39 protein-coding genes and 4 pseudogenes are annotated in these 23,786 nt (G+C 33.8%); all 43 read left to right on the top strand.

The features are described from left to right. Window positions 1–79 precede the first annotated feature (79 nt). Complete coding sequence (locus DW938_RS11210) at window positions 80–379, top strand: tyrosine-type recombinase/integrase (RefSeq protein ID WP_242992513.1); 300 nt, start codon at window positions 80–82, stop codon at window positions 377–379. A gap of 202 nt (window positions 380–581) precedes the next feature. Next, on the top strand, window positions 582–1,307 hold the full coding sequence (locus tag DW938_RS11205; RefSeq protein ID WP_181984430.1) for a LytTR family DNA-binding domain-containing protein: 726 nt from the start codon (window positions 582–584) through the stop codon (window positions 1,305–1,307). 1 nt (window position 1,308) lies between these two features. After that, window positions 1,309–2,553, top strand: a complete 1,245-nt coding sequence (locus DW938_RS11200; protein WP_118124891.1) for a GHKL domain-containing protein — start codon at window positions 1,309–1,311, stop codon at window positions 2,551–2,553. Between the two features lie 123 nt (window positions 2,554–2,676). Beyond that, window positions 2,677–2,832, top strand: coding sequence for a cyclic lactone autoinducer peptide (locus DW938_RS11195; RefSeq protein ID WP_117924657.1), 156 nt, complete (start codon window positions 2,677–2,679; stop codon window positions 2,830–2,832). A gap of 207 nt (window positions 2,833–3,039) precedes the next feature. Next, entirely contained in the window at window positions 3,040–3,540 is a 501-nt protein-coding gene (locus tag DW938_RS11185) for an HNH endonuclease (protein WP_117893102.1), read from the top strand. Between the two features lie 12 nt (window positions 3,541–3,552). Beyond that, window positions 3,553–4,017 (top strand): SMI1/KNR4 family protein, encoded by a 465-nt coding sequence (locus DW938_RS11180; protein WP_117893104.1) that lies wholly within the window; start codon window positions 3,553–3,555, stop codon window positions 4,015–4,017. 19 nt (window positions 4,018–4,036) lie between these two features. Continuing rightward, window positions 4,037–4,570 carry a T6SS immunity protein Tdi1 domain-containing protein gene (locus DW938_RS11175; protein WP_117893107.1) on the top strand — a complete coding sequence of 178 codons (534 nt, stop codon included), beginning with the start codon at window positions 4,037–4,039 and terminating at the stop codon, window positions 4,568–4,570. A 304-nt stretch (window positions 4,571–4,874) separates the two neighbouring features. Further along, window positions 4,875–5,237 (top strand): hypothetical protein, encoded by a 363-nt coding sequence (locus DW938_RS11170; RefSeq protein ID WP_117940512.1) that lies wholly within the window; start codon window positions 4,875–4,877, stop codon window positions 5,235–5,237. A gap of 48 nt (window positions 5,238–5,285) precedes the next feature. Next, window positions 5,286–5,732 (top strand): polymorphic toxin-type HINT domain-containing protein, encoded by a 447-nt coding sequence (locus DW938_RS11165; protein ID WP_242992518.1) that lies wholly within the window; start codon window positions 5,286–5,288, stop codon window positions 5,730–5,732. Between the two features lie 91 nt (window positions 5,733–5,823). Beyond that, a complete protein-coding gene (locus DW938_RS11160) occupies window positions 5,824–6,375 on the top strand; it encodes a suppressor of fused domain protein (protein ID WP_118124887.1) in 552 nt (183 codons plus the stop codon). Window positions 6,376–6,379: 4 nt separating this feature from the next. Continuing rightward, window positions 6,380–6,889 (top strand): annotated as a pseudogene (locus DW938_RS11155) (polymorphic toxin-type HINT domain-containing protein); the annotation flags it as partial. Window positions 6,890–7,064: 175 nt separating this feature from the next. Then, on the top strand, window positions 7,065–7,532 hold the full coding sequence (locus DW938_RS11145) for a hypothetical protein (protein WP_117925367.1): 468 nt from the start codon (window positions 7,065–7,067) through the stop codon (window positions 7,530–7,532). 118 nt (window positions 7,533–7,650) lie between these two features. Continuing rightward, window positions 7,651–7,890: pseudogene (locus DW938_RS11140) on the top strand (polymorphic toxin-type HINT domain-containing protein); the annotation flags it as partial. Then, entirely contained in the window at window positions 7,817–8,140 is a 324-nt protein-coding gene (locus tag DW938_RS14665; RefSeq protein WP_147342380.1) for a hypothetical protein, read from the top strand. The pseudogene DW938_RS11140 and the gene DW938_RS14665, both read left to right, overlap by 74 nt. A gap of 5 nt (window positions 8,141–8,145) precedes the next feature. Further along, window positions 8,146–8,607, top strand: coding sequence for a hypothetical protein (locus DW938_RS11135; RefSeq protein ID WP_118124882.1), 462 nt, complete (start codon window positions 8,146–8,148; stop codon window positions 8,605–8,607). Window positions 8,608–8,822: 215 nt separating this feature from the next. Then, on the top strand, window positions 8,823–9,365 hold the full coding sequence (locus DW938_RS11130) for a hypothetical protein (protein WP_118124880.1): 543 nt from the start codon (window positions 8,823–8,825) through the stop codon (window positions 9,363–9,365). Between the two features lie 35 nt (window positions 9,366–9,400). Further along, window positions 9,401–9,865, top strand: coding sequence for a hypothetical protein (locus tag DW938_RS11125; protein WP_118124877.1), 465 nt, complete (start codon window positions 9,401–9,403; stop codon window positions 9,863–9,865). Window positions 9,866–9,904: 39 nt separating this feature from the next. Next, window positions 9,905–10,246, top strand: coding sequence for a DUF6572 domain-containing protein (locus DW938_RS11120; RefSeq protein ID WP_118124875.1), 342 nt, complete (start codon window positions 9,905–9,907; stop codon window positions 10,244–10,246). An 82-nt stretch (window positions 10,247–10,328) separates the two neighbouring features. Further along, window positions 10,329–10,556, top strand: coding sequence for a polymorphic toxin-type HINT domain-containing protein (locus DW938_RS11115; protein WP_147342379.1), 228 nt, complete (start codon window positions 10,329–10,331; stop codon window positions 10,554–10,556). Between the two features lie 189 nt (window positions 10,557–10,745). Continuing rightward, complete coding sequence (locus tag DW938_RS11110) at window positions 10,746–11,258, top strand: CbrC family protein (protein ID WP_118124872.1); 513 nt, start codon at window positions 10,746–10,748, stop codon at window positions 11,256–11,258. A 34-nt stretch (window positions 11,259–11,292) separates the two neighbouring features. Next, complete coding sequence (locus DW938_RS11105) at window positions 11,293–11,475, top strand: hypothetical protein (RefSeq protein WP_118124870.1); 183 nt, start codon at window positions 11,293–11,295, stop codon at window positions 11,473–11,475. A 424-nt stretch (window positions 11,476–11,899) separates the two neighbouring features. Further along, the gene (locus DW938_RS11100) at window positions 11,900–12,283 is read left to right on the top strand and encodes a hypothetical protein (RefSeq protein ID WP_118124869.1); all 384 of its coding nucleotides are present in this window, start codon (window positions 11,900–11,902) and stop codon (window positions 12,281–12,283) included. A 17-nt stretch (window positions 12,284–12,300) separates the two neighbouring features. Next, window positions 12,301–12,810 carry a hypothetical protein gene (locus DW938_RS11095; protein WP_118124867.1) on the top strand — a complete coding sequence of 170 codons (510 nt, stop codon included), beginning with the start codon at window positions 12,301–12,303 and terminating at the stop codon, window positions 12,808–12,810. A gap of 7 nt (window positions 12,811–12,817) precedes the next feature. Beyond that, window positions 12,818–13,060: a hypothetical protein gene (locus tag DW938_RS11090; protein ID WP_147340069.1), complete on the top strand. Its 243-nt coding sequence runs from the start codon at window positions 12,818–12,820 to the stop codon at window positions 13,058–13,060. A gap of 212 nt (window positions 13,061–13,272) precedes the next feature. Further along, window positions 13,273–13,611: an HNH/ENDO VII family nuclease gene (locus tag DW938_RS11080; protein ID WP_118124862.1), complete on the top strand. Its 339-nt coding sequence runs from the start codon at window positions 13,273–13,275 to the stop codon at window positions 13,609–13,611. Window positions 13,612–13,717: 106 nt separating this feature from the next. Next, window positions 13,718–14,296 (top strand): suppressor of fused domain protein, encoded by a 579-nt coding sequence (locus DW938_RS11075; protein WP_242989022.1) that lies wholly within the window; start codon window positions 13,718–13,720, stop codon window positions 14,294–14,296. 4 nt (window positions 14,297–14,300) lie between these two features. Next, window positions 14,301–14,556 (top strand): annotated as a pseudogene (locus DW938_RS11070) (polymorphic toxin-type HINT domain-containing protein); the annotation flags it as partial. Next, entirely contained in the window at window positions 14,533–14,826 is a 294-nt protein-coding gene (locus DW938_RS15160) for a NucA/NucB deoxyribonuclease domain-containing protein (RefSeq protein WP_242992517.1), read from the top strand. The pseudogene DW938_RS11070 and the gene DW938_RS15160, both read left to right, overlap by 24 nt. 62 nt (window positions 14,827–14,888) lie before the next feature. Continuing rightward, window positions 14,889–15,536, top strand: coding sequence for a DUF2625 family protein (locus tag DW938_RS11065; protein ID WP_181984428.1), 648 nt, complete (start codon window positions 14,889–14,891; stop codon window positions 15,534–15,536). A 2-nt stretch (window positions 15,537–15,538) separates the two neighbouring features. After that, window positions 15,539–15,955, top strand: a pseudogene (locus tag DW938_RS15000) (polymorphic toxin-type HINT domain-containing protein); the annotation flags it as partial. A 10-nt stretch (window positions 15,956–15,965) separates the two neighbouring features. Further along, window positions 15,966–16,463, top strand: coding sequence for a hypothetical protein (locus tag DW938_RS11055; RefSeq protein WP_117878614.1), 498 nt, complete (start codon window positions 15,966–15,968; stop codon window positions 16,461–16,463). Window positions 16,464–16,472: 9 nt separating this feature from the next. Further along, the gene (locus DW938_RS11050; protein WP_181984427.1) at window positions 16,473–17,000 is read left to right on the top strand and encodes a T6SS immunity protein Tdi1 domain-containing protein; all 528 of its coding nucleotides are present in this window, start codon (window positions 16,473–16,475) and stop codon (window positions 16,998–17,000) included. A 167-nt stretch (window positions 17,001–17,167) separates the two neighbouring features. Continuing rightward, complete coding sequence (locus DW938_RS11045) at window positions 17,168–18,136, top strand: hypothetical protein (protein WP_118124859.1); 969 nt, start codon at window positions 17,168–17,170, stop codon at window positions 18,134–18,136. Beyond that, entirely contained in the window at window positions 18,133–18,384 is a 252-nt protein-coding gene (locus DW938_RS11040; RefSeq protein WP_118124857.1) for a hypothetical protein, read from the top strand. The genes DW938_RS11045 and DW938_RS11040 overlap by 4 nt, the downstream gene beginning before the upstream one ends. A 36-nt stretch (window positions 18,385–18,420) precedes the next feature. Then, on the top strand, window positions 18,421–18,975 hold the full coding sequence (locus DW938_RS11035; protein WP_118124855.1) for a hypothetical protein: 555 nt from the start codon (window positions 18,421–18,423) through the stop codon (window positions 18,973–18,975). Window positions 18,976–19,127: 152 nt separating this feature from the next. Continuing rightward, entirely contained in the window at window positions 19,128–19,466 is a 339-nt protein-coding gene (locus DW938_RS11030) for a hypothetical protein (protein WP_147342378.1), read from the top strand. Between the two features lie 84 nt (window positions 19,467–19,550). Next, window positions 19,551–19,994, top strand: a complete 444-nt coding sequence (locus tag DW938_RS11025) for a hypothetical protein (protein ID WP_118124851.1) — start codon at window positions 19,551–19,553, stop codon at window positions 19,992–19,994. Between the two features lie 58 nt (window positions 19,995–20,052). Then, window positions 20,053–20,280 carry a hypothetical protein gene (locus tag DW938_RS11020; RefSeq protein WP_147342377.1) on the top strand — a complete coding sequence of 76 codons (228 nt, stop codon included), beginning with the start codon at window positions 20,053–20,055 and terminating at the stop codon, window positions 20,278–20,280. 14 nt (window positions 20,281–20,294) lie between these two features. Beyond that, on the top strand, window positions 20,295–20,747 hold the full coding sequence (locus tag DW938_RS11015; protein ID WP_117859483.1) for a hypothetical protein: 453 nt from the start codon (window positions 20,295–20,297) through the stop codon (window positions 20,745–20,747). Between the two features lie 27 nt (window positions 20,748–20,774). Next, a complete protein-coding gene (locus DW938_RS11010) occupies window positions 20,775–21,347 on the top strand; it encodes a DUF4474 domain-containing protein (RefSeq protein ID WP_118124847.1) in 573 nt (190 codons plus the stop codon). Between the two features lie 10 nt (window positions 21,348–21,357). Beyond that, window positions 21,358–22,272, top strand: coding sequence for a DUF5104 domain-containing protein (locus DW938_RS11005; RefSeq protein ID WP_118124845.1), 915 nt, complete (start codon window positions 21,358–21,360; stop codon window positions 22,270–22,272). A gap of 15 nt (window positions 22,273–22,287) precedes the next feature. Beyond that, on the top strand, window positions 22,288–23,169 hold the full coding sequence (locus DW938_RS11000) for a DUF5104 domain-containing protein (protein WP_118124843.1): 882 nt from the start codon (window positions 22,288–22,290) through the stop codon (window positions 23,167–23,169). A gap of 417 nt (window positions 23,170–23,586) precedes the next feature. Beyond that, window positions 23,587–23,786, top strand: a 200-nt coding sequence (locus DW938_RS14995; RefSeq protein ID WP_207660704.1) for a hypothetical protein, incomplete at its 3' end; no start/stop codon positions are given.

The following is a 23,786-nucleotide window of genomic DNA, read 5'->3' as shown; positions in this document are numbered from 1 at the left end:
GGTAAGGGTTCACTAACGTCGGATGAATCTCTTAATTTTGTACAGTAGCTTCAGGCAGCAAACAAGCGGATCAAAGAGCTTGAAAAGAAAAACCGTGAGCTTGAAGAGCTTAATGAATTTCTGGAGGAAGCATCTGCTTTTTTCGCTGCGAACCGTCGGAAGTCAGGAAAGAAGAACGGTTAAAGTTCATTTCCAAAACGTTAATTTTCATTTACTGCGTCACACATACGCTACTGTTTGTATTGAGAATGGCTTTAATGCTAAAACTGTCAGCGAGTTGCTAGGTCATTCTAATGTTAATATTACACTTAACCGCTATGTTCACTCATCGCTTGATACAAAAAAGAAATATGTTGAAAAACTCAATTTTGTAGCTTAAAAGTTTTTAGCCGTCAAAAATATCTGATTGGTAGTAAATAATGCATGATTTTACGTTGATTTTTTGCCTTTTTGCCTGTAGGTGCATATTTTGCGAAAAAATTATATTTTGTTTTGTAAACTATTATACCAGAAAATTGATATAATATGTATTGATTTTCTGAAAAATGTTTGGTATAATGGCGTATAAAGGCGGTGATCGTATGATCAGAGTTGCAATTTGTGATGATGATAAACATATGCAGGAAAGTTTATCAAAGTATTTGTTAGACTATTCAATACAATGTGACAGAGAAATTGATCATTCAGAATTTGATACTTGTGAGGAATTAATGGACGAGTATCTCAAGGGGAACTCGTTTGATGTTATATTGCTCGATATTGAATTTAAAAATAATGATGAAAAACAAATGAATGGTATTGAACTTGGGAAAAGATTGCGTGGACTGTATGCCAATGACAACACTGCTATCGTTTATGTGACATCTTATGGCGAGTATGCTATTGACTCCATTAAAATAAGGCCCTATGATTATATAAAAAAGCCAATTACCTATAGAAGAATAGTTGATTTTTTTGAAACTTATTATTTGGATCAAGCTAAGAGAAAAAAGGTGTTTGAATATACTGCACATAAAGTCAAAAACAGTATCATAGTATCTAATATTTGTTATTTTGAGAGTCAAGGCAGAACAATAGTGATCCATACTATTACGAATCAATATACCTTTTACGGAAAATTATCTAACCTGCTTGACAATGAAAGTTTAAGTGATTTTATCAGTATTCATAAATCGTATTTAGTAAATAAGAATTATATTGAAAGATTCACGTCACATTCAGTCGTTCTTATTGGCATAGACCGAGTGGAATTGCCGATAAGCCCTAATAAGAAAATGGAGGTCAGTGAACAGCTGCTGAAAGAATGATATGACTACTTTATTTTATTTGTTTTCAAATGTGTTTCACATATATGCCACTTATCAGTTTTCCAATGTGTTTTTACAAAAGAAAAAAGAGTCGGCAAAATCAGACATTGTCCTGTTTACACTTTATTACATTATAAATAGCTGTGCGTATTTACTGTTTGACAATCGGCTTATTACAATCCTGTCAAACATTATACCATTTATTCTTATATTTTTGTACTATAAAGTATCGTTATTTAAGTCTTTGTTGTCAGCATTTGTGTTATGTGTTTTTTCCATTGTAGTAGATACAGCGGTTGTTGCTATACAGTCTTTGCTTAATATAAACTCTGTTTTTTTTGATGAGGGATTTGTATCAAATATTGTGCTTCTAACACTTGTAAATATCATAGCTAAGAGCTATTTTAAATACAGCGATCAAATTGTAAAATTACCAATAATGTATTATATTACTGTGATATTTGTTCCGCTTGGCAGTATAATGGTTGGTTACTTTGTCGCAAAAGATCTCAATGTCGTATCGTTGATTTTAAGCGTTATCATATTATTGATGAACATAGTTATTCTTTACCTTTACGATAATTTGGTAAATATGTTTTCCCAGCAATATGAAACTGACGTTATTGAGCAGCAAAACAAGGCTTATCTTAATCAGTTGCATTTAATGCAGGAATCTCAGATGAAGATAAGATTTTTAAAGCATGATATGAAAAATCATATTATCAACATGCAAAGTTTGCTTAGTGCTGAGAAATACGATCAGCTTAAAGATTACCTTGCTGAAACCAATGATTATATTTATAGTAATAATGTTATTATCGACTCAGGAAATGAAACGATCGACAGTGTTCTGAATTACAAATTGGCACCGTTAGAGAACAACAGCGTTGAAAAAAGCTATCATGTTGTTCTTCCTGAGCAAATTCTTATTAGTTCATTTGATTTAAATATTGTTATTTGTAATCTGATAGATAATGCACTTGAAGCGTTAAGCCTCCTAGGAGAGAACGATGAAAAGAAGATAACTATCGATATTGTTTATAAGCAGGGCTACATTAAAATATTAGTAGGAAATTCATTTGACGGAATCATACACAAGGATAAAAGGACAAGAAAAAATGATGAGATAAATCATGGAATAGGGTTAAAGAGTGTTCAAAATATTGCGGAAAAATATGGAGGACTTTTAAAAACTGATGTATCTGATAACTGGTTTGAAACATCAGTGATAATGTATGAAAAATAGAGGTAGCAATAAGTTACCTCTATTTTTTTTACAAAAAAGACGTTCTTTTTGACATTTACGTTTTTTTTATTCTTATATTATGTATAATCAAGTCGGAACTTGTTGTGAAATGAAGAAGATCATATGAAAAGAAATTTAATGAAACTCAGCACAAGAATGGGTAAGGTGTTTGCTGCATTGGCACTTTTGGTTACTGTATCAAACGTAAATTCTACATGCATGTTCATCACTCACCAGCCTGAATTGCCTGCTGATTCTAAAAAACTGCGTAAGTTCTAATGTTTAAGAAAACTGCCTGCAAAATAACGCAACGTCTTTGTGAAAAAGGTATTATATCAGAAAGCGATTTCGATTTGTATGAATACGGATTTAATATGGGGATAACGGTTTTACTTAACCTTATCAGCACTATAGTTATCGGCGTTATTGCGGGCAATGTGTTTGAAAGCATAGCTTTCTTAGTTTTTTATATACCACTGAGAAGCTATGCCGGAGGATACCACGCTAGCACCCCGAGGAGGTGCTATTTTATTTCCATTTGAGGATTTTCATACTTACTATGTTGGTATGAATAGAATTTGGGTTCATAATGAATGTAATTTGCCGACTAAAAGATCTAAAAATTTTGTAAAAAGAGTCAATCACAGGGATGGTAGTGTTTCAATAACAAAAAAAATAGATAATAAAAATGTAACCGTAAAGTATACAAAGAATAAAGACGGAAATTTATATCCTAGGTTCGAGAAATTTGCTCATCCAGAGCACCCTAATCCGATAAAAATGAAAGCAAAATTAACTGGTGTTTTTAGAAAAGATGTTAAAATCATTCGTAATGAAACTGGTATAAAATTACCAAAGGATTATACTTGGCATCATTTGGAAGATGGAAAAAGTGTGTTAATGGTTCCTTCCAAAATCCATTCACCAAGGTGTGGCGGATTTAATCATATGGGCGGAGCAACTAAAATAAGACACGGAATAATTTAAAGGAGGATAATTATGAAACTGGTCGAAGTTGGCGAAAAGCTAAGTAGCAAGGATATCAAGGAAATGGAGGGTGAACTGAATTTAAGCTTTCCAAAGGACTATAAGGACTTTTTGCTGAAAACAAACGGCGGAATGCCTGAGGATGAAGTGGAGTTCGATTTTATTGAGAACGGAACTTCCGACGAGGATGAGTTTGAGCAGGGCAGTGATATACACTATTTCTATGATGACAACGAGATAATGGAGTCATACGAGAATTTGGTGGACGAGGAACTTATCCCCGATGAATATCTGCCGATAGCCTGTGATTCTTTTGATAATCAGATATTGCTGCGTTTGGGCAAAGGCGATAATTATGGTGCGATATATTTTGCAGACGCTGAAAGCGAAGAGAGCGAGGACTTAGGTTGGGTGCTGTCAAAGGTGGCAGACTCATTTACTGCGTTCTTGGGTATGTTAAGACCTGCGGAGGACTGATAAAAATGGAGGTAGTTATATGTTAAAAGATTACGTTAAATTCAGAGATATTGATGTGTCACGAATCGAACAGTATAAGGGCAGATTGCCTGAAGAATTGTTTGATTTTTGGAGAGAGTTTGGTTTGGGAACATTCTACAATGGTTACTTAAAAGCGATAGACCCGAACGAGTATATCGAACTTGTGCAGCAGTCATATTTTGACGGTGAAGTTACTATCCCGATATTTGCGACAGCATTTGGTGATATCATTACATGGGAAGATAACAAGTATATCGGGATACTCAAGTATAGATATCAAGATAGTGATATAATATCAACTGGATTTGAGGACTTTTTTGAGGAAGTTGAAGAGGGCATCCTTGATGACGATTATTTCACTATCAAAAAGTATAACGCAGCAGTTAAGAAATATGGTGAACTGGAGTATGATGAGTGCTTTGGATATGTTCCGCTGCTTGCACTTGGCGGAAAAGAGTCTGTAAAAAACCTTAAAAAAGTCAAAATGCGTGAGCATATTGCACTTATAGCTGAACTGACAGACGGCATTTAAAAATATTTTACTTTAACAATATGGAGGTGATAAAATGCCCATAAACCAAGAAAAAGTTTCACAGCTTTTAGCGGCAAGGAGATATATAATAATCCTAAAACGGGAAAACAATTAGTATATGATACAGATGGTAATTACTTTAGGATTGAAGACACAACTTTAACAGGAAAAAGAGTATACACTGATATTAATGGAAATCAAATCCCAAATAATAAATTTGTTAATTGAAAACAGATAGGTATTTCGAAATCTGAATATAATCAGTTGACACATTTTAATAATATTGATTAAGGTGATTGTTGAAATGAAACAAATGGCAGAAAGTAATAATTATCTTATACTAAATGAATATGAAAAAGTATTTCTCAAATTAAAAGCAACATCTCAATTAATTTTAATTGGTGAATTCTATGGCGATCCAGATGTTGCTTTGATTTCAGACGATGAGACATACTGTGCTGTTGGTGGAGAAGGTGTGATTATTTATTATTTAAGAGATCCATTTGAAGAATTTTCTACCAATCACAAATCATCAAATCAATGGAAAATTTGGGGAAGAGGCACCAATGAAGAAACAATGTGGGTGAGTGAAATAGATCAAATTGATAGTAAACATATTCGAGTTGAATTAGAAGATTCTGAAACCATACTATTATCTATTTTCTAACTTGCGTTTTGAATCTATATATGAGAAGATTCTAAGCTTATTCATTTGGTGATCAACGGCGAAGAGATTGTTACAACTGTTGACCACCCGTTCTATGTAAAAAATCAAGGCTTTATCAAAGCAGGAGAACTTGCAGTCGGTGATGAATTGCTTGACTCAAACAAAAACATTCTTTTGGTTGAAAATTTTGATGTCGAATTGACAGGCAAGCCTGTTACGGTGTATAATTTTCAAGTAGAGGATTACCATACATATCACGTTAGTGGTTTTGGTGTGTTGGTGCATAATGCTGGCGATGATTATGCTAAGCCTACTGAACCATATAATAAAAGAAAACATTATGGCAATACTCCAACGAAGAAAGACCGGCAGGTTGTGGGTGGTTCTCCAGATCATGATCCCCCATTGGTTAAACGATATTATGAAGGAGACCCTAGTACAGGTGAAAAGCCAGGTTATCAAATGACCGCCAGTGAACGAAGGGCAAGTGCATAAGATCGTAGTCGGATGAAGCCAGCAACTAGGTTAGAACAGAATTCGCAAGGTGGACGAATGTCACATTATTCAAAGGAGATGAAGAAAAAGTATGGACTTGATAAAAAAGATTGAAGAACATTATCTAATAAATTGGGGTGAGTGCGCAGAGTATATTTTTAATGATAAAGAACCTATTCATAATTTGTTGCCATTTTTTAAAGTGCTGAAATTTAAACCCAATGAAAAAAGAAATTCATGGATATATGCAACTTGCGGGATGTCAGGGAAAGACAAAGAGCAAGGATTAGAATTATTTATACTAGCTCCAACCGAGAATAACTTTTTAATTAATTTGCTTGTAGCTATAGCACATTATTATGCTAGCGGAAATATGCTTGGTTTAGGACACACGGTTAATTTTGGCTGTGCTTGGTACGAAAAATCTAGATGTGACCATGGTTTAATTTCATTGCCTTACTTAGACGGACCAGAACTTGAGTGGTTAGAAACTAAATCTATGAACATTAGGTTTTTATGGCTTATACCAATAACTGAGGAAGAATTACGATATAAAAAAGAAAATGGCTTAGAAGCATTAGAAAATATATTTGAAGAAACTGAATTTAACTATATTGATCCATTTCGTGACAGTGTAGTATAAGGCTAAAGTCATTTCAACAGACCCCGAAACCTTTGAAATTGCCGAGAAAACAGTTCTTGAAACCTACATAAGAGAAGATTCTAAGCTTATTCATTTGGTGATCAACGGCAAAGAGATCATAACGACTGAAACTCACCAGTTTTATGTGAATGATCGTGGCTTTGTCAACGCAGGAGAACTTGCAGTCGGTGATGAATTGCTTGACTCAAACAAAAACATTCTTTTAGTTGAAAAATTTAATGTCGAGTTGACAGATAAACCTGTTATGGTGTATAATTTTCAGGTGGAGGATTTCCATACTTATTATGCTGGCGGATTAGGCGTGTTGGTGCATAATGCAAGTAATGAATATAAAACAAAGACTGTCCGTACCGCCAAGGGAGAAGAAAAAATTCCCATTGTTGATAAACCAGGCTCTCCTTCTTGGAAACAAGCAGTTAAAGAATTAAGATCTGCTAGAAAAAAGGAAACAATTATATTGCTTCAAATAGACAGCAAGCGGAACAACTTATAAATGAAGCAATGCCTGATTTGCCTAAAGCAGAAACATATGCAACAAATGCGCCAAAATCTAATTATCAAATTCACCCTATTGATAATGAATATAACATGCCACATATTTGTTATCATGATTGGGCAAAGGGAAAACATAATGGCTCTGCAGGACATATATTTTGGGAGGAATAGATATGGATATAAAAGAATTTAAATATGCTTGGAGATATACAAGCGAAAATTATGCGCTATTCTCTCCAAAGCAGCTATCAGAAATGAATGTTGTTAATGAAAACAAAGCAGTTGAAATTTGGAATAGTATATGCGATAATGAAATACTTCAAAAAAGTTCATATGTTCAAATGATGATTGATCATAAACTGACTGTTTTCATAGGTGACTGTGGTTGGGGCGATGAATCAATGGAGAGAGTAACTCAACAAAAATTAATGAGTTTATTCGAAAAAAGTATTTCAGACAAAGTAACATTGTTATATGATCATACTTCAGCAATAAGCATTACAGCATCTATTTTTTGTGAAAAATGGTCGGATTTTTGTTATCCTTCAGATGTGCTTCTTATTGTAAATAACAATATTGTTCTATTGTATTATGAAGATACATTATACGGACCTTTAGAATCCTTTGAAAATATAATATAATTACTATTTACAGAACATTTTTATCAACGATTTTGCAGGTACACCGATTTGAACTGTAAGTGTACTTGCTTCAACTGAAACGCACCCGTTTTATGTACAATGTAGAGGGTTTGTTGAGGCTGGTAAGCTGCTTGTTGGCGATAAACTTCTTGATGTAAACGGAAACATTCTTTTAGTTGAAAATTTTGATGTCGAGTTGACAGACGAACCTGTTAAGGTTTATAATTTTGAGGTAGAAGATTTCCATACTTATCATGTTAGTGGTTTTGGAGTGTTGGTGCATAATGCAAATGATTATGCAAATCCTCGTACACAAAATACATCTGATCTGGATATTCAAAAAAATCAAGGAAACTAAATATGATGGAACAATAAGAACTGGTGGAAGAAGTGGAGGTTCAAGACCTCTTGAAGGCCAGCCGAATACCTATGTGAATACAGAGAGTGGACATAAATTGGTTTATGGGGCGGATGGTAGATTAAATTTGGATATTTCTACAAAGAGAGTCAAAGCAAGAGGCTATGATATTGCTCCGAACGGGCACTTATATCCACGTGATATGAATTTAATTGGTCCTGTTCCAAGAGAATTATTAGAAAATCGGTGATTAAAATGAAAATATATAAAAGCATAGTTGATGAGAGGATACTACATGATTTCTCTAAAATACAGGGCAGGTCTTTAATAAATCATGTTGCTAATTCATACGATATTGAAACGGCAATTAGTTTTGCTAGTTTGTTTTGTCCAGAGATCATTGAAGTTGATGATTGTATATTTATTTCTGAGTTCTATAATGGAAATATCATGGAATTAAGGAAACTTTATAAAAATACTAAAGATATTGAGATGTTCGTCAATAGTTGGTCATTGCAAAGTTTAGTCAAAGAATGTGACGTTATAAATAGTTCAGGTGACTATATTGAGGAGTTTGCAAAGGCAATTCAGTATTTTTGGCAACTCAGAGTTAATTCGCTTTTCCCAAGCAGAGATATCGTAGTAGAAATTGGCGAAGAAATTATGGGCGAGGAAGGACTGACAGTTACGTTATATCAAAAAGGTCAGCCTAAGTGATGCAAAAAAATATTACAGTAAAGACGTCTAATTAAAATATTTCACACCTACCGTGTTGACTTCTTTTGTGTGCTGGTACATAATTTTGGTAGAAAATATTCTCCTGCTAAGGACTTTAAGAGGGGTAGATTTTGATTTTAATAATACAAAACCTGCTGATACATCGGGTCAACACGATTTAATAGTAAAGTAATGATATAACGAGGTAATATTTTATGCAAAATGATATAAAAAAAGCGATGGAAGATATATACATAAACGGAAATACAGAATTATTTATTTCAAAGTGCAGGGACACAGTTGATTTTCTTGATGAACTATTGGAAAAAATAAAGACCAAATCTGAAAATGTTGAGAAGTTTTTTGATTCAAACGAGCCTTCTTCGGAGATTAGAATTGTTGTAAATAGGTGTTCTTTTTCAGAAGGTGAAATTGAATATGTTTCTCTGCTGCAAATAAACAAAATAGTTAAGTACTTCTATCTTCAAGATGAATTTTCTATTGACAGTCCAGATCCTGATGGAATGGATTCATATCTTGCTGGATTCAGAAATGAGCCGTATAGTAAAAAGCAATTTGATATCGACGAAATGATTTGCAATTATCTCACAGAAAAAGGTTATTCAAGATTATATATTAATGATATGGACGAAGTATATCCAGGTATAAAAAAGTTTAAAGACAGAGAAGAAACTAACCAAATGACTGTGGGAAATGCGTTGTTTATGGATATGTGGGAATTATGTAACAGTGATTAGATATTAGTTACGCAGATAACTCAAAGTTTCCAACGGTGTATAATTTTCAGGTGGAGGATTTCCATACTTATCATGTTTGTACATTGGGCGTGTTGGTGCATAATGCTAGCAAGGATTATTCAGGGAAAAAGGCTGAAACCGTTACCAAAAATCAAGAAAATGGGAAGAAGCTTGTGAAAGAACAATTTTCTAATTTGAAAGAAGCTCACCCTGAAGCAGAAACACAAGTTTCAGTAAAGCCAATGGATTCGAATGGAAATGCCATGAGAAATGGTGAAAATTACCTCGATTGTATTGCTTTAGATTCAGATGGAAATCATTTTATTGAAGAGTATAAAGCGAGTCAAACTGCACCATACACATCTAATCAAAAGGCTAATGGATTTGATACAGGAGCTTTAAATAAAGATCTTGTAGTTACTGGAGAAGGTGGTGGTGTTTTTAAACCTGTAGATGTAATTCCTGAAGGTACACCAATCAATACGATTAGAGGTAAATAAAATTTCATTTAACCAAATTTAAAACAGGAAGTGAAATATATGGCTGTTACAGATGTAAATGTTATTGATGGAATAGCATTTGATGATGATAATAAAACCTTAATTATGGAAATATATGATCATTTGCATTTTGAGGGTAAGTTTGAATTTGATCATATTGTTATATTACAAGATAAGCTCAATACATATTTGTGGTATATTGAGAGTAAGCAATATGCAGATATTTATCCAGATAAGCAATTTGATAATTTTGTAATAAATATTCACTTTCGTTATGAAATAACGGAAAATTGTAAGAAATATATTAATGTGTCAAATCAAAAATTATCTGTTTTGAATATTAAAATAGTATCATATTTGAAGACGATTGACACTGAGTGACTTTAATGCGGCTTTGCATGAGAGTTCTATATACAATATAGCTCAGACGACTATAGCAAGTGTAGCTGTTTTCACCGGTGGAATGAACAGCGGATTTAACAAGGCAGCTAACAGTGCAGGAGTTAAACCGTCATGTTTTGTGGCAGGAACGCTTGTCATGGCGGTTGCCGGAATGGTTGCTATAGAAACGATAAAGTCAGGAGATAAAGTCATTTCAACAGATCCTGAAACAATGGAAACTTCTCCTAAAACTGTCCTTGAAACATATATAAGAGAAGATTCCAAACTAATTCACCTAGTTATAAATTGAAATACATCATGATAATCAAAATCCCAATGGACCATTTTATGAAAAAGCTCAAACTGATCATCGACTAAGTGGTAATTATAAAAAAATCGCCCTCACTATAATGAAGGAAGTAAAATTAATCGTGCTCAATGGCGTCAGCAAAAGAAAAATTATTGGAAAAATGAGTGGGATTCGGGAAGGTGGAAATAAATGAATAATTATAAGTATTTTAGTGATGTCTTAAAGAATGGATACTTCACAGAAACACCATGTCAGTTTTGTGGAAGTTCTGAACATTGTCTTGAAGGATCTTTTTTTGACAGAGATGACGATCTTGTATCTATATGTCTCAATTGCTTTGATAAACGAAAAGTAAGTGTAGATATTCCTAGCTATATAGCAGACAGAGTTGTAAAAAAACAAAATGAAAAAGTAACTGAATTGAGTTTTTGTCCACCTGTACCTTGGATTCAAAATAACGATTGGCCTGTTTGCTGTGATGATTATATGACATATATAGGTGAGTGGGAAAGGGAAGATTTTATCAAAAATTCTACAAACGGTGATGGATTGTCTTTACTAAAAGAACTTTTGATTGATGAACTAAAGAATAATGTTGAAAGTTACGAAGCACTTTGGACAGGTTTAGGATATGAAACTGCTGCATTTGTTTTTAAATGTTCAAAATGTGGAAATAAAGTGGTTGTATGTCAAGATTATTGATGATATCATTTTGTAGATTAAAAAGGAGAAGATTATGGGACTTATAGGAATAAAGGCTGCAAAAAATGATTTTAATGCAGCTATAGCAAAAATCGTAAGAAAATATAGGGATATGTCACTGTCTGAGATCAAGAAGATAGTGTTGGAGGGTAATTATTTATATGAGTGTGATTATGTTGATGAGCAGGGTGTCAAGGCGATACTGTCTATTAATTAGGAGCTGAATAAGAGCGGGATAGCGACTGTTATTTACGAGCACGACCGGATAACGGACCGTGAATTTTTAAATAACTTGCTAGGCTCATATGCTGAAACTGCGGAGCAGGTAGAGGAAGAAATGGACAGAGAGGCATTGTTAGAAAAAAATCTCATGTGTTTGTGACGTGCTTGCTGAAGTTAATGGTTTTGATAATATTTCTGATTTTTATTATCTAAAAAAAATATTGCCGAACTAATAAAAATAAAGAAACTTTGTAAAAAGCATTCCGTTAATAAGTATGTGAGTATGGACATAAAAATTTTCTTATAAGGCACAAAATGCAAAAGTGTTTGAACTTTAACAGAACCTGATGAAAATTATAAGGAAATATTGGGAATGGCACTGCTAAGAAAATCAAATAAGGAGAAAATAAGGCAATCAAATGAGAATAAAACATTTTGGTGGAACTGAATATGCAAATAATATTTCTGAATTTTCGGAAATATTACAAAAAAGGTATGGCAATGATGTCAACGAGTTTTGGATCACTAATGATACTCAAGATAATCCTTGTTTAGTGATATTGGTAAACAAAGAAATGGCGAACATCACTTATTTCCCAGATGGGGAATCACTCGGTTTTCAGTCAGTTGGTTGCCAAACCGGTCAGACCAATGAATATTGTATTTTTTATACTAATACACCTGAGGAAGAAATTGAAATCAGCAGAGATTCAATTATCTCAGTAAATAAAGCTTTCGAGGCAGCCAAAAAATTTTTTTATAAACGTGAAATGCCAGATAATATTGAATGGGCTGAAAATTAAAGGTTTACAATTTTCAGGTGGAGGATTTCCATACTTATCATGTTTGTACATTGGGCGTGTTGGTGCATAATGCGGGAAAGAATTACGCTTCCTTAGAACCAGATAAGTATACTGAACTTACACAATCGGAAGTAAAGGATATATTAAAAGAACGAGGATTAGATGAGCGAGCAGCTCAGAATCTTATAGATTCGTTTGATGGACCTATTTATAAAAGAGAAGGTTTCGAAGGGGAAACATTTACGATTACGGAATCAAATGCCGGAGAAGCATCTGGAGTATTTGTTACAAGAGAATCTGCAGGTGTAACTCCTACAGAAAGAATTAATAACTTGGCACTGCCGCCGAATAATACTGCGATGGCTGAAAGCACAGTGCAACTAACAAGATCGCAGATTTTGCTTGAGGGAAAGGTAGCTGCACAACCTGATTGGACAGTTATTGCTGATGATGGTATACCGAGGAGCGGTGGCGGTTGGCAAGTTGTTACTGACGGTGGAAAATACAATGGTGCGATTGAGAGGTAAATCTAAAATGAAAGATAAATTACTTAAATTACATGACTATCTATTAAGTAATGGTTATATAAAAGATGCCGATAGAATATACAGTATACTTGAAGAATATGAAAATGAAAATAAATTGTCCGATCTTTCCGCTCAAAAACTGATTGTTATGTGTAATCCGAAATATCTTGGAAACTATTATATTCGCGAATTTGATGATTTATACAAATGGTGGAATTTTCTGGCTGAGATTGTTTCGGGTATTAGATAATAATTTTAATATATATCAGTTGACCACCCGTTCTATGTAAAAGATAAGGGCTTTATCAATGCAGGTGAACTTAAAATTAATGATGAGCTCCTTGATTCTAATGGTAACATACTTTTAATTGAAAATTTGGCAATTGAGTTGACAAAAAACCTACTGTTGTATACAATTTTCAAGTTGAAGATTTTCATACTTATTATGTTGGTGGCTTTCGCATACTTGTACATAATGCAGGGGATGCATATAAACGTCCATCGGGTTATCGTAAAGGCGTTAGGGATAAAACATGGGAAGAAGCAAAGGCGAATTCTCCTGATGAAATTGTTCATGATCCTAAAACAGGAAAACCAATTAACCCCAATGAGCCTTGGAATATGGGGCATAAACCTGGTTATGAGTTTAGAAAACATCGAGCAAGTGCACAGGAACGTGGTATAGACAGAAAACAGTTTTTAGATGAACACAATGATTCGTCCCACTATCGACCAGAACTTCCAAGTTCAAATAGAAGTCATTCTTGTGAAGATATGACAGATCAATATTTAGGACCATGATTTTAGATTATTTGTCATAAGCTTGAATTGGTAGTTAAATAACTATTATTGCATTAGTTGGTATTTAAAGTATGTATATAACAACATAAATTTTTGGAGGTGCAATATGGAAAATATGCAAAACAAAAAAGAGATTTTTAAAATCATTCACGAGGCCGTAAAACTAACACCGAAGGTTATTTCATATTCTGATGAAACCGAAAGTCATAAGATCGATATATACATTGGTGAAAATAGGCCAGATGTTGGTCTTACAACATATTCAACTATTGGTTTGTCAGAGTATCCAATAGAAATTGTGGATAGACAAGGAAGAGAAATCAGGGTGGAATTTATAGGTATGTGCACGAGTGAGTTCACAAGTTTTCCTAATATATTAGCGTCCTGTGCGTTCAATATTATCAAGGATCATTATTCGTACACTCCTGGGATGGTGAACATGAATGTTATTGATGATTATTATAAAAACTTAGAAATGAGGCATATTTATTACACTATCCCGTCATACTGGGAGGATTTGCAAGGCCATCTTATTGACGGTCATATAGTAAACTGGCTGTTTGCAATACCTATCTCGGACAATGAACTGGATTATTTAAACGAAAATGGTGTAGACGCTTTTGAAGACTTGTTGGAAAGCAATGATACTGAGGTATATGATTTGTATCGAAGGTCTATCATCTAAATGACACCTTATTGTGAACGGTGAAGAAATTGTTACAACCGTTGACCACCCGTTCTTTGTAAAAAAATCAAGGCTTTATCAAAGCAGGAGAACTAATAGTTGGTGATGAACTTCTTGATGTAAACGGAAATGTTCTTTTAGTTGAAAAATTTAATGTCGAGTTGACAGAAGAACCTGTTAAGGTTTATAATTTTGAGGTAGAAGATTTTCATACTTATCTTGTTGGTGGTTTTCGCATACTTGTACATAATGCAGATTACAAAATTACATTATCAAGAGAAAAGTATCCAGAGTCTGCAAAACACATTGAGGATGCAATAAAAAATGGTCAGCCGAGGGAACTTACAATAAATAGAAGTGGAGCAAAATCTAATATAAAAGCGTCACTAAAGGGAATTAGCAAAGTTTCAGGTAAGGATTTGGATGAGTATCCTTTTGCAATGTGTAAAGAAGGAGGCAAAGGGCTCATGTTCGTGCAATCAAAAGATCCGATAATAGAGGTTCAGGTTCTTTTATTGGGCATAAACTAAGGGGTCTCCCCGATGGGGCTACATTTGAAATAATAATTGTTGATTAATGGAGGTTAATGAAAATGCAGGAAAATAATAAATTGTGGTTAGAGATCAAGGAAATGTTTGAAACGTCACAGACAGAGGTAACGATATTTAATGGTGCTGGGTCAGACAGTGCTAAAATATGTGATATGCTTAGAGTAACTTCCGCGTCTGCTATGGGTGCTGTCATGCTGAACACATCAGGAGTTGTATTTGATGATTGGATAAGACTTTATGGCGGTGATACATCTGATAGGGTAGGCATATCTAAAATAAATTTGCTGTCTAAAAACGGTACACCTGAGAGGGTCAAACAAATGCTTATCGTTGCCACTGATGTTGTGGGCGGTATATTTGCGATCAATTCAGGCAAATTTGATGAGGGCATAGGCGATGTGTGGTATTTTGCTCCTGATACTTTGGATTGGGAAGACCTTGAGTTAAGATACTCTGAATTTATTGCCTGGCTCGCTCAGGGGAATATAGATGAATTTTATAGTTCAATGAGGTGGACAAATTGGAGAGAATCTGCAAAGAATGTGGAATTTGATAAAGCCATTTTGATATATCCGTTTCTTTGGTCCGAAGAAGCTAACATTGAAACTGCGTCAAAATCAATAGTTCCATTTGACGAGTTGTTTGCTACAAACATGGAATATAGAGAAAAGTTTGGCATTGGCGATTAATAGATCTTAATTGGAGATTAATTTCTGAACTAATAGTTGGTGATGAACTCCTTGATGTAAACGGAAATGTTCTTTTAGTTGAAAAATTTAATGTCAAGTTGACAGGCGAACCTGTTAAGGTGTATAATTTTCAAGTGGAGGATTTTCATACTTATTATGTCGGAGAAAACAATATTCTTGTTCATAATGCTGGGAAAGAATATAAAATTCCTAAATCTAGGACAGGGAAAGAGAAAGCAACAGACATTCCTAGCCGATTTAAAGGTGAACGTCCTTATATAAATGAATCTGGAAAAGATTTTGCAAAACGTTTATGTGATGAAGCATTTGGTAAAGGCAATTATGATACTGGTCCTAAATCTGATTATAATAGGTTGAAAAAATATGGCGACAGAGCCTTTACTAATCCAAAAAAATAGGAGCAAAGTTATGGCAAAATATTATTTGACAAAAATCATTTATAATGGATTAACTTATTTTTTGATATGGTATAGCAATGATGAAGATGGGTTCTTACTTTTTGATCAACAACTGTTAGTTTTTTTTAGTGTCGAAGAAGCAAATACATTTGCGGATAAAGAACATATTATTTTTGAAAAGGGAATAACAGTTTTTGATCTATCTGAAATTATCGAGTTAATAAATAATGTGGAAATATCGCAAAATTGTCGAATTTTGATAGATATATGGCATTTTTTTAGTGATTTATCAAAATCGCTAAATGAAGAATTTATAGGAGACTATAATGATGAAGAAATCATCGATATTTATAACAAGTTGTTCTATGGAAGTAATTTGGAACTTTTGAAAAATGAAGAATATCATCCTAGTTTCAATGTTGATGAAAAACATAAATGCTGGGAGATTTTTGAAAGTGGGTTATCGATACTTAACAAATATCTTAATGATGATTTCAGTATGAAATAAGGAGGAAATATGTTTAGTAAATTTTTAGACTTTGTGAAAGAAGAAAAACACTATGATTTTGATAGTAGCGAACAATTTTTAAAATCAATGGGAGGAAGATCGTTTCTAAATGGTATGTATCGAATTTTTGATGAAAAAAGTATACCGAAATGGAATGATATAGTTAAAAAATCATTTCCAAAATACAAAAATCAAATAAGTGTCTTTGGGTATGACTGGTTGGGAAGAATTTTTGCTCTTGATACGCAAAGAGATGTAGTTTTGATATTTGAACCAGGTACAGGAGAGATACTTAATACAGAAGAAAACTTTGTGAATTTTCATGATAGTGAGATACCACAATATCATGACGCTTGCTTGGCGTCTGAGTTCTTCACTGAATGGTTTGAGGCAAATGGCAATTTTGTTTTGCCTCACAATAAATGTGTGGGTTACAAAGTACCACTATTCCTCAATGGGGCAGATGACATAGAAAATCTTGAAGTATCCGATATGGAAGTATATTGGGAAATAATGATGCCATTAATGAATCTTTAATCAATATTGGCATATTTGATATCAATTTACGGAGGTGTAAAAATGCCAAGCAACCAAGAAAAAGTTTCACATATTTTAGATATTATTAGGAGTTGTAGTAAAATACAACTGTATAAACTCTGACTATTATTGAGAGCAAAGACGATTATTACGACGAGTACTACTACATGAAGCCCGAATGTGAAAAAAGCCGTAGGGAGAAATTCAAAGACGGCTGCAAAAAAGTCGGCGAGTGGTACAAGGAGCATTGGAAAGAGATTCTCATCACAGTAACAATTGTAATAGGAGCAGTATTAGCTATAGTTGCTGTTGTTGCTTCTGGTGGTTTAGCTTTAGTTCCTCTGTTAACTACAACTTTGACTACTTTTGGAATATCAGCAGGTACAGCCTTAACTATCGCAACTGTGACAAGCTATACAGTTGCTGCAATATCGATACTTTCAACTCTTGGTTCAAGTACATTAAATATAATTGACACATGGGGAAATATTGATAATTCAGTTTTTAATACATTTCAAAATATATTAAATTGGACAAGTACAATATCGAATTGTTTTTATTCCATTGGTTCTATTTATAGTAGTGTAAAAGGAATTTCAAATGCTGATTTAAGAAATTATGGAAAGCAATGGACAACTAATCCTCAATTTCGTTCAGCCATAAGCGGTGCAAGTGAATATAATTTCACACTTAAATCTGATTCGTCAACTTTCTGGTCTGGAATTGGAGATGAGGGTATATGTAACGGAGATCAAATAGCGGCAAATTGTGCGGATAAAATGGGAAGATCTACTTTGGAAACAACTCTTTCATCGAAGGGTATTGAACTTCCAAATTGGGATGTTTCCAATCCTTCTACAATAAGCGCATGGAATAGTGCTTCTTCCTCCTACGCAATGCATTCTTCAGGGAATGTGGAAGCGTTACTCGGAAATACTGTTCGACCAACCAGTGTATGGAATGTCTTTGAACGCACTATTTTAAGAATAAATCCTAATGTAGGAAATATCACAATATATACGCCTACTGCGGTTAATGTGATTACGCATACTACTCAGGTTGGTTCACTAATAAGGAGTTTGTTTATAGGAACTTCTCAAACGGGAATATTATTAAATGATTGGAATAAAAAATGAAAGAAATTAAAATTACAGGTACGAAATGGTATGTCGATATTGAGTACAAAGAGAATATCGCAAGATTTGGTGGGGAAATGTGCGTAGATGGTTTTTATGCAACAGTAAATAGTATATCTTGGATAAAACATCAAGGATATATCGAGAAGAATGAATTGACTGAACTTATTAAAGCGGTGCGAAAGCAAAATAAGAATAGTTCATTCAAAATTGAGTTTGTAAATGATGATGGAAACGAATATAAATAATATATGCTGGTTTTTTACCGGGTAAAGGAGTGGTTTATGAGATACAATAATGAAGTATTTGTAAAATATAGAATAGATAAAGATTCAATTGTTTTTTGGACTTCGGACATTAATGAAAATATTTCTGCTGCCAAGGTATTAAACGAGTTTTTATATGATTTTTCTAAAGGAAAAAAGATATTTTTTCATGGTTACAGATTGCCGGAAGAACATCTTTCTCAAATAGTTGATACAAAGGTAATCTTAGAAAAATCAGAAATCATTAATGACCCATTTAATATTTTTTTGAGATTAAGCGATGCGAAAATAAATATAAATCATTTTGATTGTGCGTGCGAGTCAATGATATATTATTTTGATAATAAGGTTAATTGGACGGATTTTTTAGCAACATCTATCATTAGTCAGCCTCAAAAATATATTAAAGAAGGAATATTAATAGCCTATTTTGCTTCTGTGGACCAAGGGGCAGATTATTGGTTTGAATGTAGCAAGGATTACAAAGAAAACGTGTTGATATTACTCCGCACTCTAACGGCATTAGGATGTAGAGTAAAACAAGTTTCTCATTTATCATTTCCATATAATTAGAGCGTATCAGATGAATTTTTGGAAAAAAACAATTAAGGTGAGATGAGACGGAATATTTATTATTTGAAATACTGTATCGAGGTTTAAACTATGAGAAGATGCGAACCACTAAACACATAAAAAGCAAACAGATAATTGAACTTAGAAAACATATGGCACTATTGAAAATGGTTTTGCACCTTGTTAATGCTATATACTATAAATTAGGAAATGATTATTGCAAAGCAATAAATAATAACATTACATCAATAATAAAAAATGATCCTGAATATGCCGTAAAATATTCTCACCCTTTATTTATTAATGATAATGCTGATTTGAAATCACTGAAATCAAAAGTGCTTTCCATAGATGAAAGCATATACGACGTTGATGATGGTATCAGCTCGATAAAATCATCAACGCAGACCCAAGAGGACAAAATTGAATCAATTGAGTCATTGAAAGAAAATATTAGTGAATACATTTCCGATGTTGTGACTATTGACTAAAATGCGGCTGACGCTATTAATAAGAGCAAGAATGATTTTTATGATAAGTACGAATACTTAAAACCGGATATTGAAAAAAGCTGGTTGGAAGAGAAATGGGATAGTGCTTGTGAGTGGTGCAAGGAAAATTGGCAGTCAATAGTTAGTGTGTTTGTGACTATTGTCATTGTTGTCGGTATTGTTATATTGAGTATTTCAACATTTGGAACGGCAATTCCAGTAATTGCTGTTGGTGTAGTTGGAGCAATCGTAGGCATTTCAGGTCAATTAATTAGTGATATTATTTCATGTGCGATAACAGGCGATTGGGATGGTAACTGGCAATCATATATTGGATCAGCGATAGGCGGTTTTGCTGGCGGTGTTTTATTATTGCTTACTAATCCAATTGCTGCTTGTTCAGCAGAGGCGGCAATATCAACGTTTTTGGGCGAAAATCTTGAAAATATCACTGGGGGACAAAAACGATCGACTTTTGAAATATTATTTGATACTGGTTTAAGCACAGGAACAGCGGCTTTTTTTTAGTGTTGCTTTAAGTAAAATTACTGGAAAGCTTTCAAAAACTCTTTCGAAAAAAATTCCGGTGTTCAAAAGACTTTCAGGCATAAATAGCTATGATGCTTCATTTAAAATGGTAATAACAAAATTAAAACAGGGAAGTATTAAAAAATTTCATTATAAAACAATTAGAAATGGTGTAATTTCAGGACTTCCTGGAGGTGCATTGGAAAATATAGCAAGTGGTTTTTTGATGGGATTAAGGAATGGTATGACGAATGGAGAGAGTTGTTACAAAATTAATAAGAAATGAAGGAGGTCTGATCAATGAAATCAAAATCGAAATTTACTGTGAAGATACCGTCAGAGATTTACAAAGGTGAAGTTTTTATAACTGCTTTTTTCATTGTTTTAAACGTAATGTATACGATTTTTGGTAATCCTCCGCATTTCCCTATGTATATTTCAACAATATTATTCATTTTTATTCCAATAGCTATTTCATTATTGTGGATAAGAAAATTAAAAATTGTAGTAAGTGGCAGCAAAATAACCGTTAGGAAGATTTTGGGATTCAAATATAGTGTTGATGTTTCAGAAATAACAAAGATAAAATGGATAATTAATGATACTAGATTAGGGGTTAATGAAAAAATTTTAATTTATGTGAACTCTGAGCATTTTGCTGTTGAAACTCTTATGGACGGATTTGAAATAATGTCAGAATATCTTTTGAAAAATGTTGATCCTGATAAAATAATTTATATTAATAAAAAATAGAACATTTGGCAATAAAATAATCGGAATATTTTATCAGATAGGTGGTGCCTGGCTGATAAAGAAAATTGCGGAGTTAGGAACAATCGCTGCAGTATTTGTGAGAAAGCATCCGATTTTGTCTTCATATATGAAGGAGAAGAATTTATAATATGGTCATGGAAGGGCGACTATATGAACCTTGGAGCAGGCGCTGAAACAGGTATTTATCAGGTGAAAGATGGAGAATTTGATGAGTATGGAAATTATATTATGGAAAATGGTGAATACTCATATCTTTATGCCGAAGTTAACAGAGAATATTCTGTTGATATGACTCTTGAATTATATCATGATTCTAATGGGGATGGAATCTTCAGTGATGATGAGCAGCTGTATAAACATGAACCAGATGAATTACAATGGTGGATAACGGGATTTGATCCGTTGGTTCAGAATGTTAAAGCTGAGGATCTCCAAGCCGTAACTACTATAGATTTTTCGAGCTTTGGAGAAAACAAAGATATAATGTTAGATTCTTTCAGAAAATATAATGCAGGAGAAGTCGAATGGGATATTCCAGAAAAAGATTCGGGTTCATACATTGTAACTCTGACTTGGTAAGGAGAATATTATGTTAAAATTTAAAAACTTGCTTTGCTGCACAATGTCCGTAATATTGATGTTAAGCCTAATGTCCTGTTCTGTTGTAGAAAAATTGAACAGCCATTATGAAGGTGATCTCGTTATTGATCAGACGGAGAATGTGAGTGTTTCAGAAACAGTAATAAAGGCTTTGGAAAATAACGATGCGGACGCGATCAAAAATCTGTTTTCTGTTCGTGCCAAAGATCTTTGTCCGGATCTGGATGAAGGGATCGGATATATGCTCAGCATATATGAAGGCGAATTTGTTGAAGTTACGCAGAATAATTCAAGCTCAAATAAATATTCGAGCGGTGGTGAAAGATGTATTGTTTCTCCGGTATGCGTTTTTAAAACAACAGAAAACTACTATAAGCTTACTTGGAATGCGTGGACGATAAATGAAAAAGATAAGGAAAAAGAAGGAGTCTACAGCATGAAACTCCAGATTTGGCCGGATGCCGGACTGGATCAGGGAGGTGAAGATCTTTTTGTTGCAGGGGTAGTGTATCCTGCTAATTCCGAGGAAAGTGATATGGCGTTTACTCTTTGGAAAAACATTTATCAGCAAAAAAATCATGACGATCGCATAGAGAGATTTCGTGAGCTGCTTTCTGACAATATGCTGGCTTCAGGCGTAACGGACGATGAAATAGATCGCTTTTTTGATTACTGTCAGCCAATGCGAGAACTTCACGAAGGCTGGACGGAAATTGATGATGGAAATATTACCGTTTATATTACGTCCATGAAAAATGATACTCCGATATGTTTTTGTTTTAGACTTGACAAGGAACAAACGGATAAAATATCTTTTCTAAAATTTGCCGAGATAGACGATGAAAAGACTATCGGTGATTATAATTTATCGGAAGAAAATGCGGGAATTTATTTGCCGGATTAATGGAAGTGATTAATTATGAAAAAACTTATACTATCCGTTTTGCTTTTTTTACTGGTGGCGAGTTCTACAGGCTGTACTATATTAAACGATAGCCAAAGTTCAATAGAAAATGATGATAAATTAATTATCGATCAAACCTCAACGAAAAATACTTCGGATGTTCTGATACAAGCCTTGGAGACCAACGATGCTGAACTTTTTAAAAGCGTTTTTTCAGAGCAGACTTTGAAATTACAGCCTGATATTGATGAAGGTATCAAATACATATTTAATATATTTGAGGGTGACAATTTAGAGATAGTTTATGAAAATCAGTCATCAGAATCTTTTTCTGATTTGCAGGCAAAATGTGTATGGTCGATCTGTGTAATTAAGACTACTGAAAAATGCTATTCATTAACATGGACTGAGTGGGTACAGCAGGAAACTGATCCGTCTGCCCAAGGCGTATACAGCTTGATTTTTGAAGAATGTGAGGAAGATCAGAGAGGAGCAGGCGGCGGAGATCTGCTTGCCGGAATATATTACCCCGGATGTGAAACCGAGTCTGATATTTTAAACACATTTTTCGGGGCGATGCATAATAAAGACCGAGAAGAGCTTGAAACTATATTTTCCAATGAGTTTCTGGAGGATTCGGAAGCTGTGAAGAATATGGATAAATTTATAGAACGATATACTCCTTCATATTCTAATTTGTTAGCCGCATGGGAGGTCAATGATACTATTTGCATTCAACTAAGGCGTTTCGATGCTTTTATTTGTCTGCATTTTGATAATAAACAGACAGATAAAATATCATCTATTCGAGTATTTGACAGTACAACTGAAGATGAAGAAAGCATATCACAATACGATTTTAACCAAGATGAAATGGGAATTTATTTTCCAGATTAGTCAAATGTATCTTAATAAGTATCAATAATGTTTTATTACATATTTTAGATACGAATCTAAAGGCAAGGAATAAAAAACAAATGAGCAGCGAAATAATCGGAACAAAATTCAAGTACACGGTATTAACATTGACACCGTTTTCTTCACACCATTTATGCACTGTAAGTCCGCTGCTTTTCTGTGCCTGGATCTGGGCTAACCATTCAGGCAGGCGAAATTCGTTCTTTACCGTTGCGATCGTTGTTTTCATTATCTTTATATCCACATCTAATTTGGTCTAAGCAGCTCTATTGACTTTTTGAGATTGGGTAATTTACTCTATGGAGTTGCTTGAAGTTTATTATACTTCTTTAGTCATCGGTGGGGTAGATGCGGAGGGTTTGACGGTTACATTCAAATTCACAGCGTCAATGATAGATGATATTTGGCTATTTCAACTTACGTGTTGATGTTAACAAATATTTCACAACCAAAAAGTATTTGATTATAACTATTAGAAGGGCATCATATCGGATCTACAACACGGAGAAAAAATATTTTGGAAATGACTCATTTGAAGATTCTGAATATGTGCCGGATATAGCTAAGCTTAATGAGTATGATATTTCTGATCTGAC

It is taken from the genome of Ruminococcus sp. AM43-6, assembly GCF_003461785.1.
GTDB lineage: Bacteria > Bacillota > Clostridia > Oscillospirales > Ruminococcaceae > Hominimerdicola > Hominimerdicola aceti.
The sequence above is the reverse complement of the archived record's forward strand: the minus strand, read 5'-3'. Positions and strand labels throughout refer to the sequence as shown.

Bases quoted from the DNA above. Each gene is read 5' to 3' on its own strand.
- DW938_RS11050 (WP_181984427.1), top strand. From the start codon at position 16,473: ATGTTTAGTAAATTTTTAGACTTTGTGAAAGAAGAAAAACACTATGAT.
- DW938_RS11185 (WP_117893102.1), top strand. From the start codon at position 3,040: ATGCCGGAGGATACCACGCTAGCACCCCGAGGAGGTGCTATTTTATTT.
- DW938_RS11065 (WP_181984428.1), top strand. From the start codon at position 14,889: ATGCAGGAAAATAATAAATTGTGGTTAGAGATCAAGGAAATGTTTGAA.
- DW938_RS11055 (WP_117878614.1), top strand. From the start codon at position 15,966: ATGGCAAAATATTATTTGACAAAAATCATTTATAATGGATTAACTTAT.
- DW938_RS11110 (WP_118124872.1), top strand. From the start codon at position 10,746: ATGAATAATTATAAGTATTTTAGTGATGTCTTAAAGAATGGATACTTC.
- DW938_RS11135 (WP_118124882.1), top strand. From the start codon at position 8,146: ATGAAAATATATAAAAGCATAGTTGATGAGAGGATACTACATGATTTC.
- DW938_RS11105 (WP_118124870.1), top strand. From the start codon at position 11,293: ATGGGACTTATAGGAATAAAGGCTGCAAAAAATGATTTTAATGCAGCT.
- DW938_RS11205 (WP_181984430.1), top strand. From the start codon at position 582: ATGATCAGAGTTGCAATTTGTGATGATGATAAACATATGCAGGAAAGT.
- DW938_RS14665 (WP_147342380.1), top strand. From the start codon at position 7,817: ATGCAAATGATTATGCAAATCCTCGTACACAAAATACATCTGATCTGG.
- DW938_RS11170 (WP_117940512.1), top strand. From the start codon at position 4,875: ATGAAACAAATGGCAGAAAGTAATAATTATCTTATACTAAATGAATAT.
- DW938_RS11195 (WP_117924657.1), top strand. From the start codon at position 2,677: ATGAAAAGAAATTTAATGAAACTCAGCACAAGAATGGGTAAGGTGTTT.
- DW938_RS11120 (WP_118124875.1), top strand. From the start codon at position 9,905: ATGGCTGTTACAGATGTAAATGTTATTGATGGAATAGCATTTGATGAT.
- DW938_RS11030 (WP_147342378.1), top strand. From the start codon at position 19,128: ATGGCACTATTGAAAATGGTTTTGCACCTTGTTAATGCTATATACTAT.
- DW938_RS11115 (WP_147342379.1), top strand. From the start codon at position 10,329: ATGAACAGCGGATTTAACAAGGCAGCTAACAGTGCAGGAGTTAAACCG.
- DW938_RS11130 (WP_118124880.1), top strand. From the start codon at position 8,823: ATGCAAAATGATATAAAAAAAGCGATGGAAGATATATACATAAACGGA.
- DW938_RS11180 (WP_117893104.1), top strand. From the start codon at position 3,553: ATGAAACTGGTCGAAGTTGGCGAAAAGCTAAGTAGCAAGGATATCAAG.
- DW938_RS11100 (WP_118124869.1), top strand. From the start codon at position 11,900: ATGAGAATAAAACATTTTGGTGGAACTGAATATGCAAATAATATTTCT.
- DW938_RS11015 (WP_117859483.1), top strand. From the start codon at position 20,295: ATGAAATCAAAATCGAAATTTACTGTGAAGATACCGTCAGAGATTTAC.
- DW938_RS11000 (WP_118124843.1), top strand. From the start codon at position 22,288: ATGAAAAAACTTATACTATCCGTTTTGCTTTTTTTACTGGTGGCGAGT.
- DW938_RS11075 (WP_242989022.1), top strand. From the start codon at position 13,718: ATGGAAAATATGCAAAACAAAAAAGAGATTTTTAAAATCATTCACGAG.
- DW938_RS11090 (WP_147340069.1), top strand. From the start codon at position 12,818: ATGAAAGATAAATTACTTAAATTACATGACTATCTATTAAGTAATGGT.
- DW938_RS11145 (WP_117925367.1), top strand. From the start codon at position 7,065: ATGGATATAAAAGAATTTAAATATGCTTGGAGATATACAAGCGAAAAT.
- DW938_RS11040 (WP_118124857.1), top strand. From the start codon at position 18,133: ATGAAAGAAATTAAAATTACAGGTACGAAATGGTATGTCGATATTGAG.
- DW938_RS11035 (WP_118124855.1), top strand. From the start codon at position 18,421: ATGAGATACAATAATGAAGTATTTGTAAAATATAGAATAGATAAAGAT.
- DW938_RS11175 (WP_117893107.1), top strand. From the start codon at position 4,037: ATGTTAAAAGATTACGTTAAATTCAGAGATATTGATGTGTCACGAATC.
- DW938_RS11045 (WP_118124859.1), top strand. From the start codon at position 17,168: ATGAAGCCCGAATGTGAAAAAAGCCGTAGGGAGAAATTCAAAGACGGC.
- DW938_RS11005 (WP_118124845.1), top strand. From the start codon at position 21,358: ATGTTAAAATTTAAAAACTTGCTTTGCTGCACAATGTCCGTAATATTG.
- DW938_RS11200 (WP_118124891.1), top strand. From the start codon at position 1,309: ATGACTACTTTATTTTATTTGTTTTCAAATGTGTTTCACATATATGCC.
- DW938_RS11160 (WP_118124887.1), top strand. From the start codon at position 5,824: ATGGACTTGATAAAAAAGATTGAAGAACATTATCTAATAAATTGGGGT.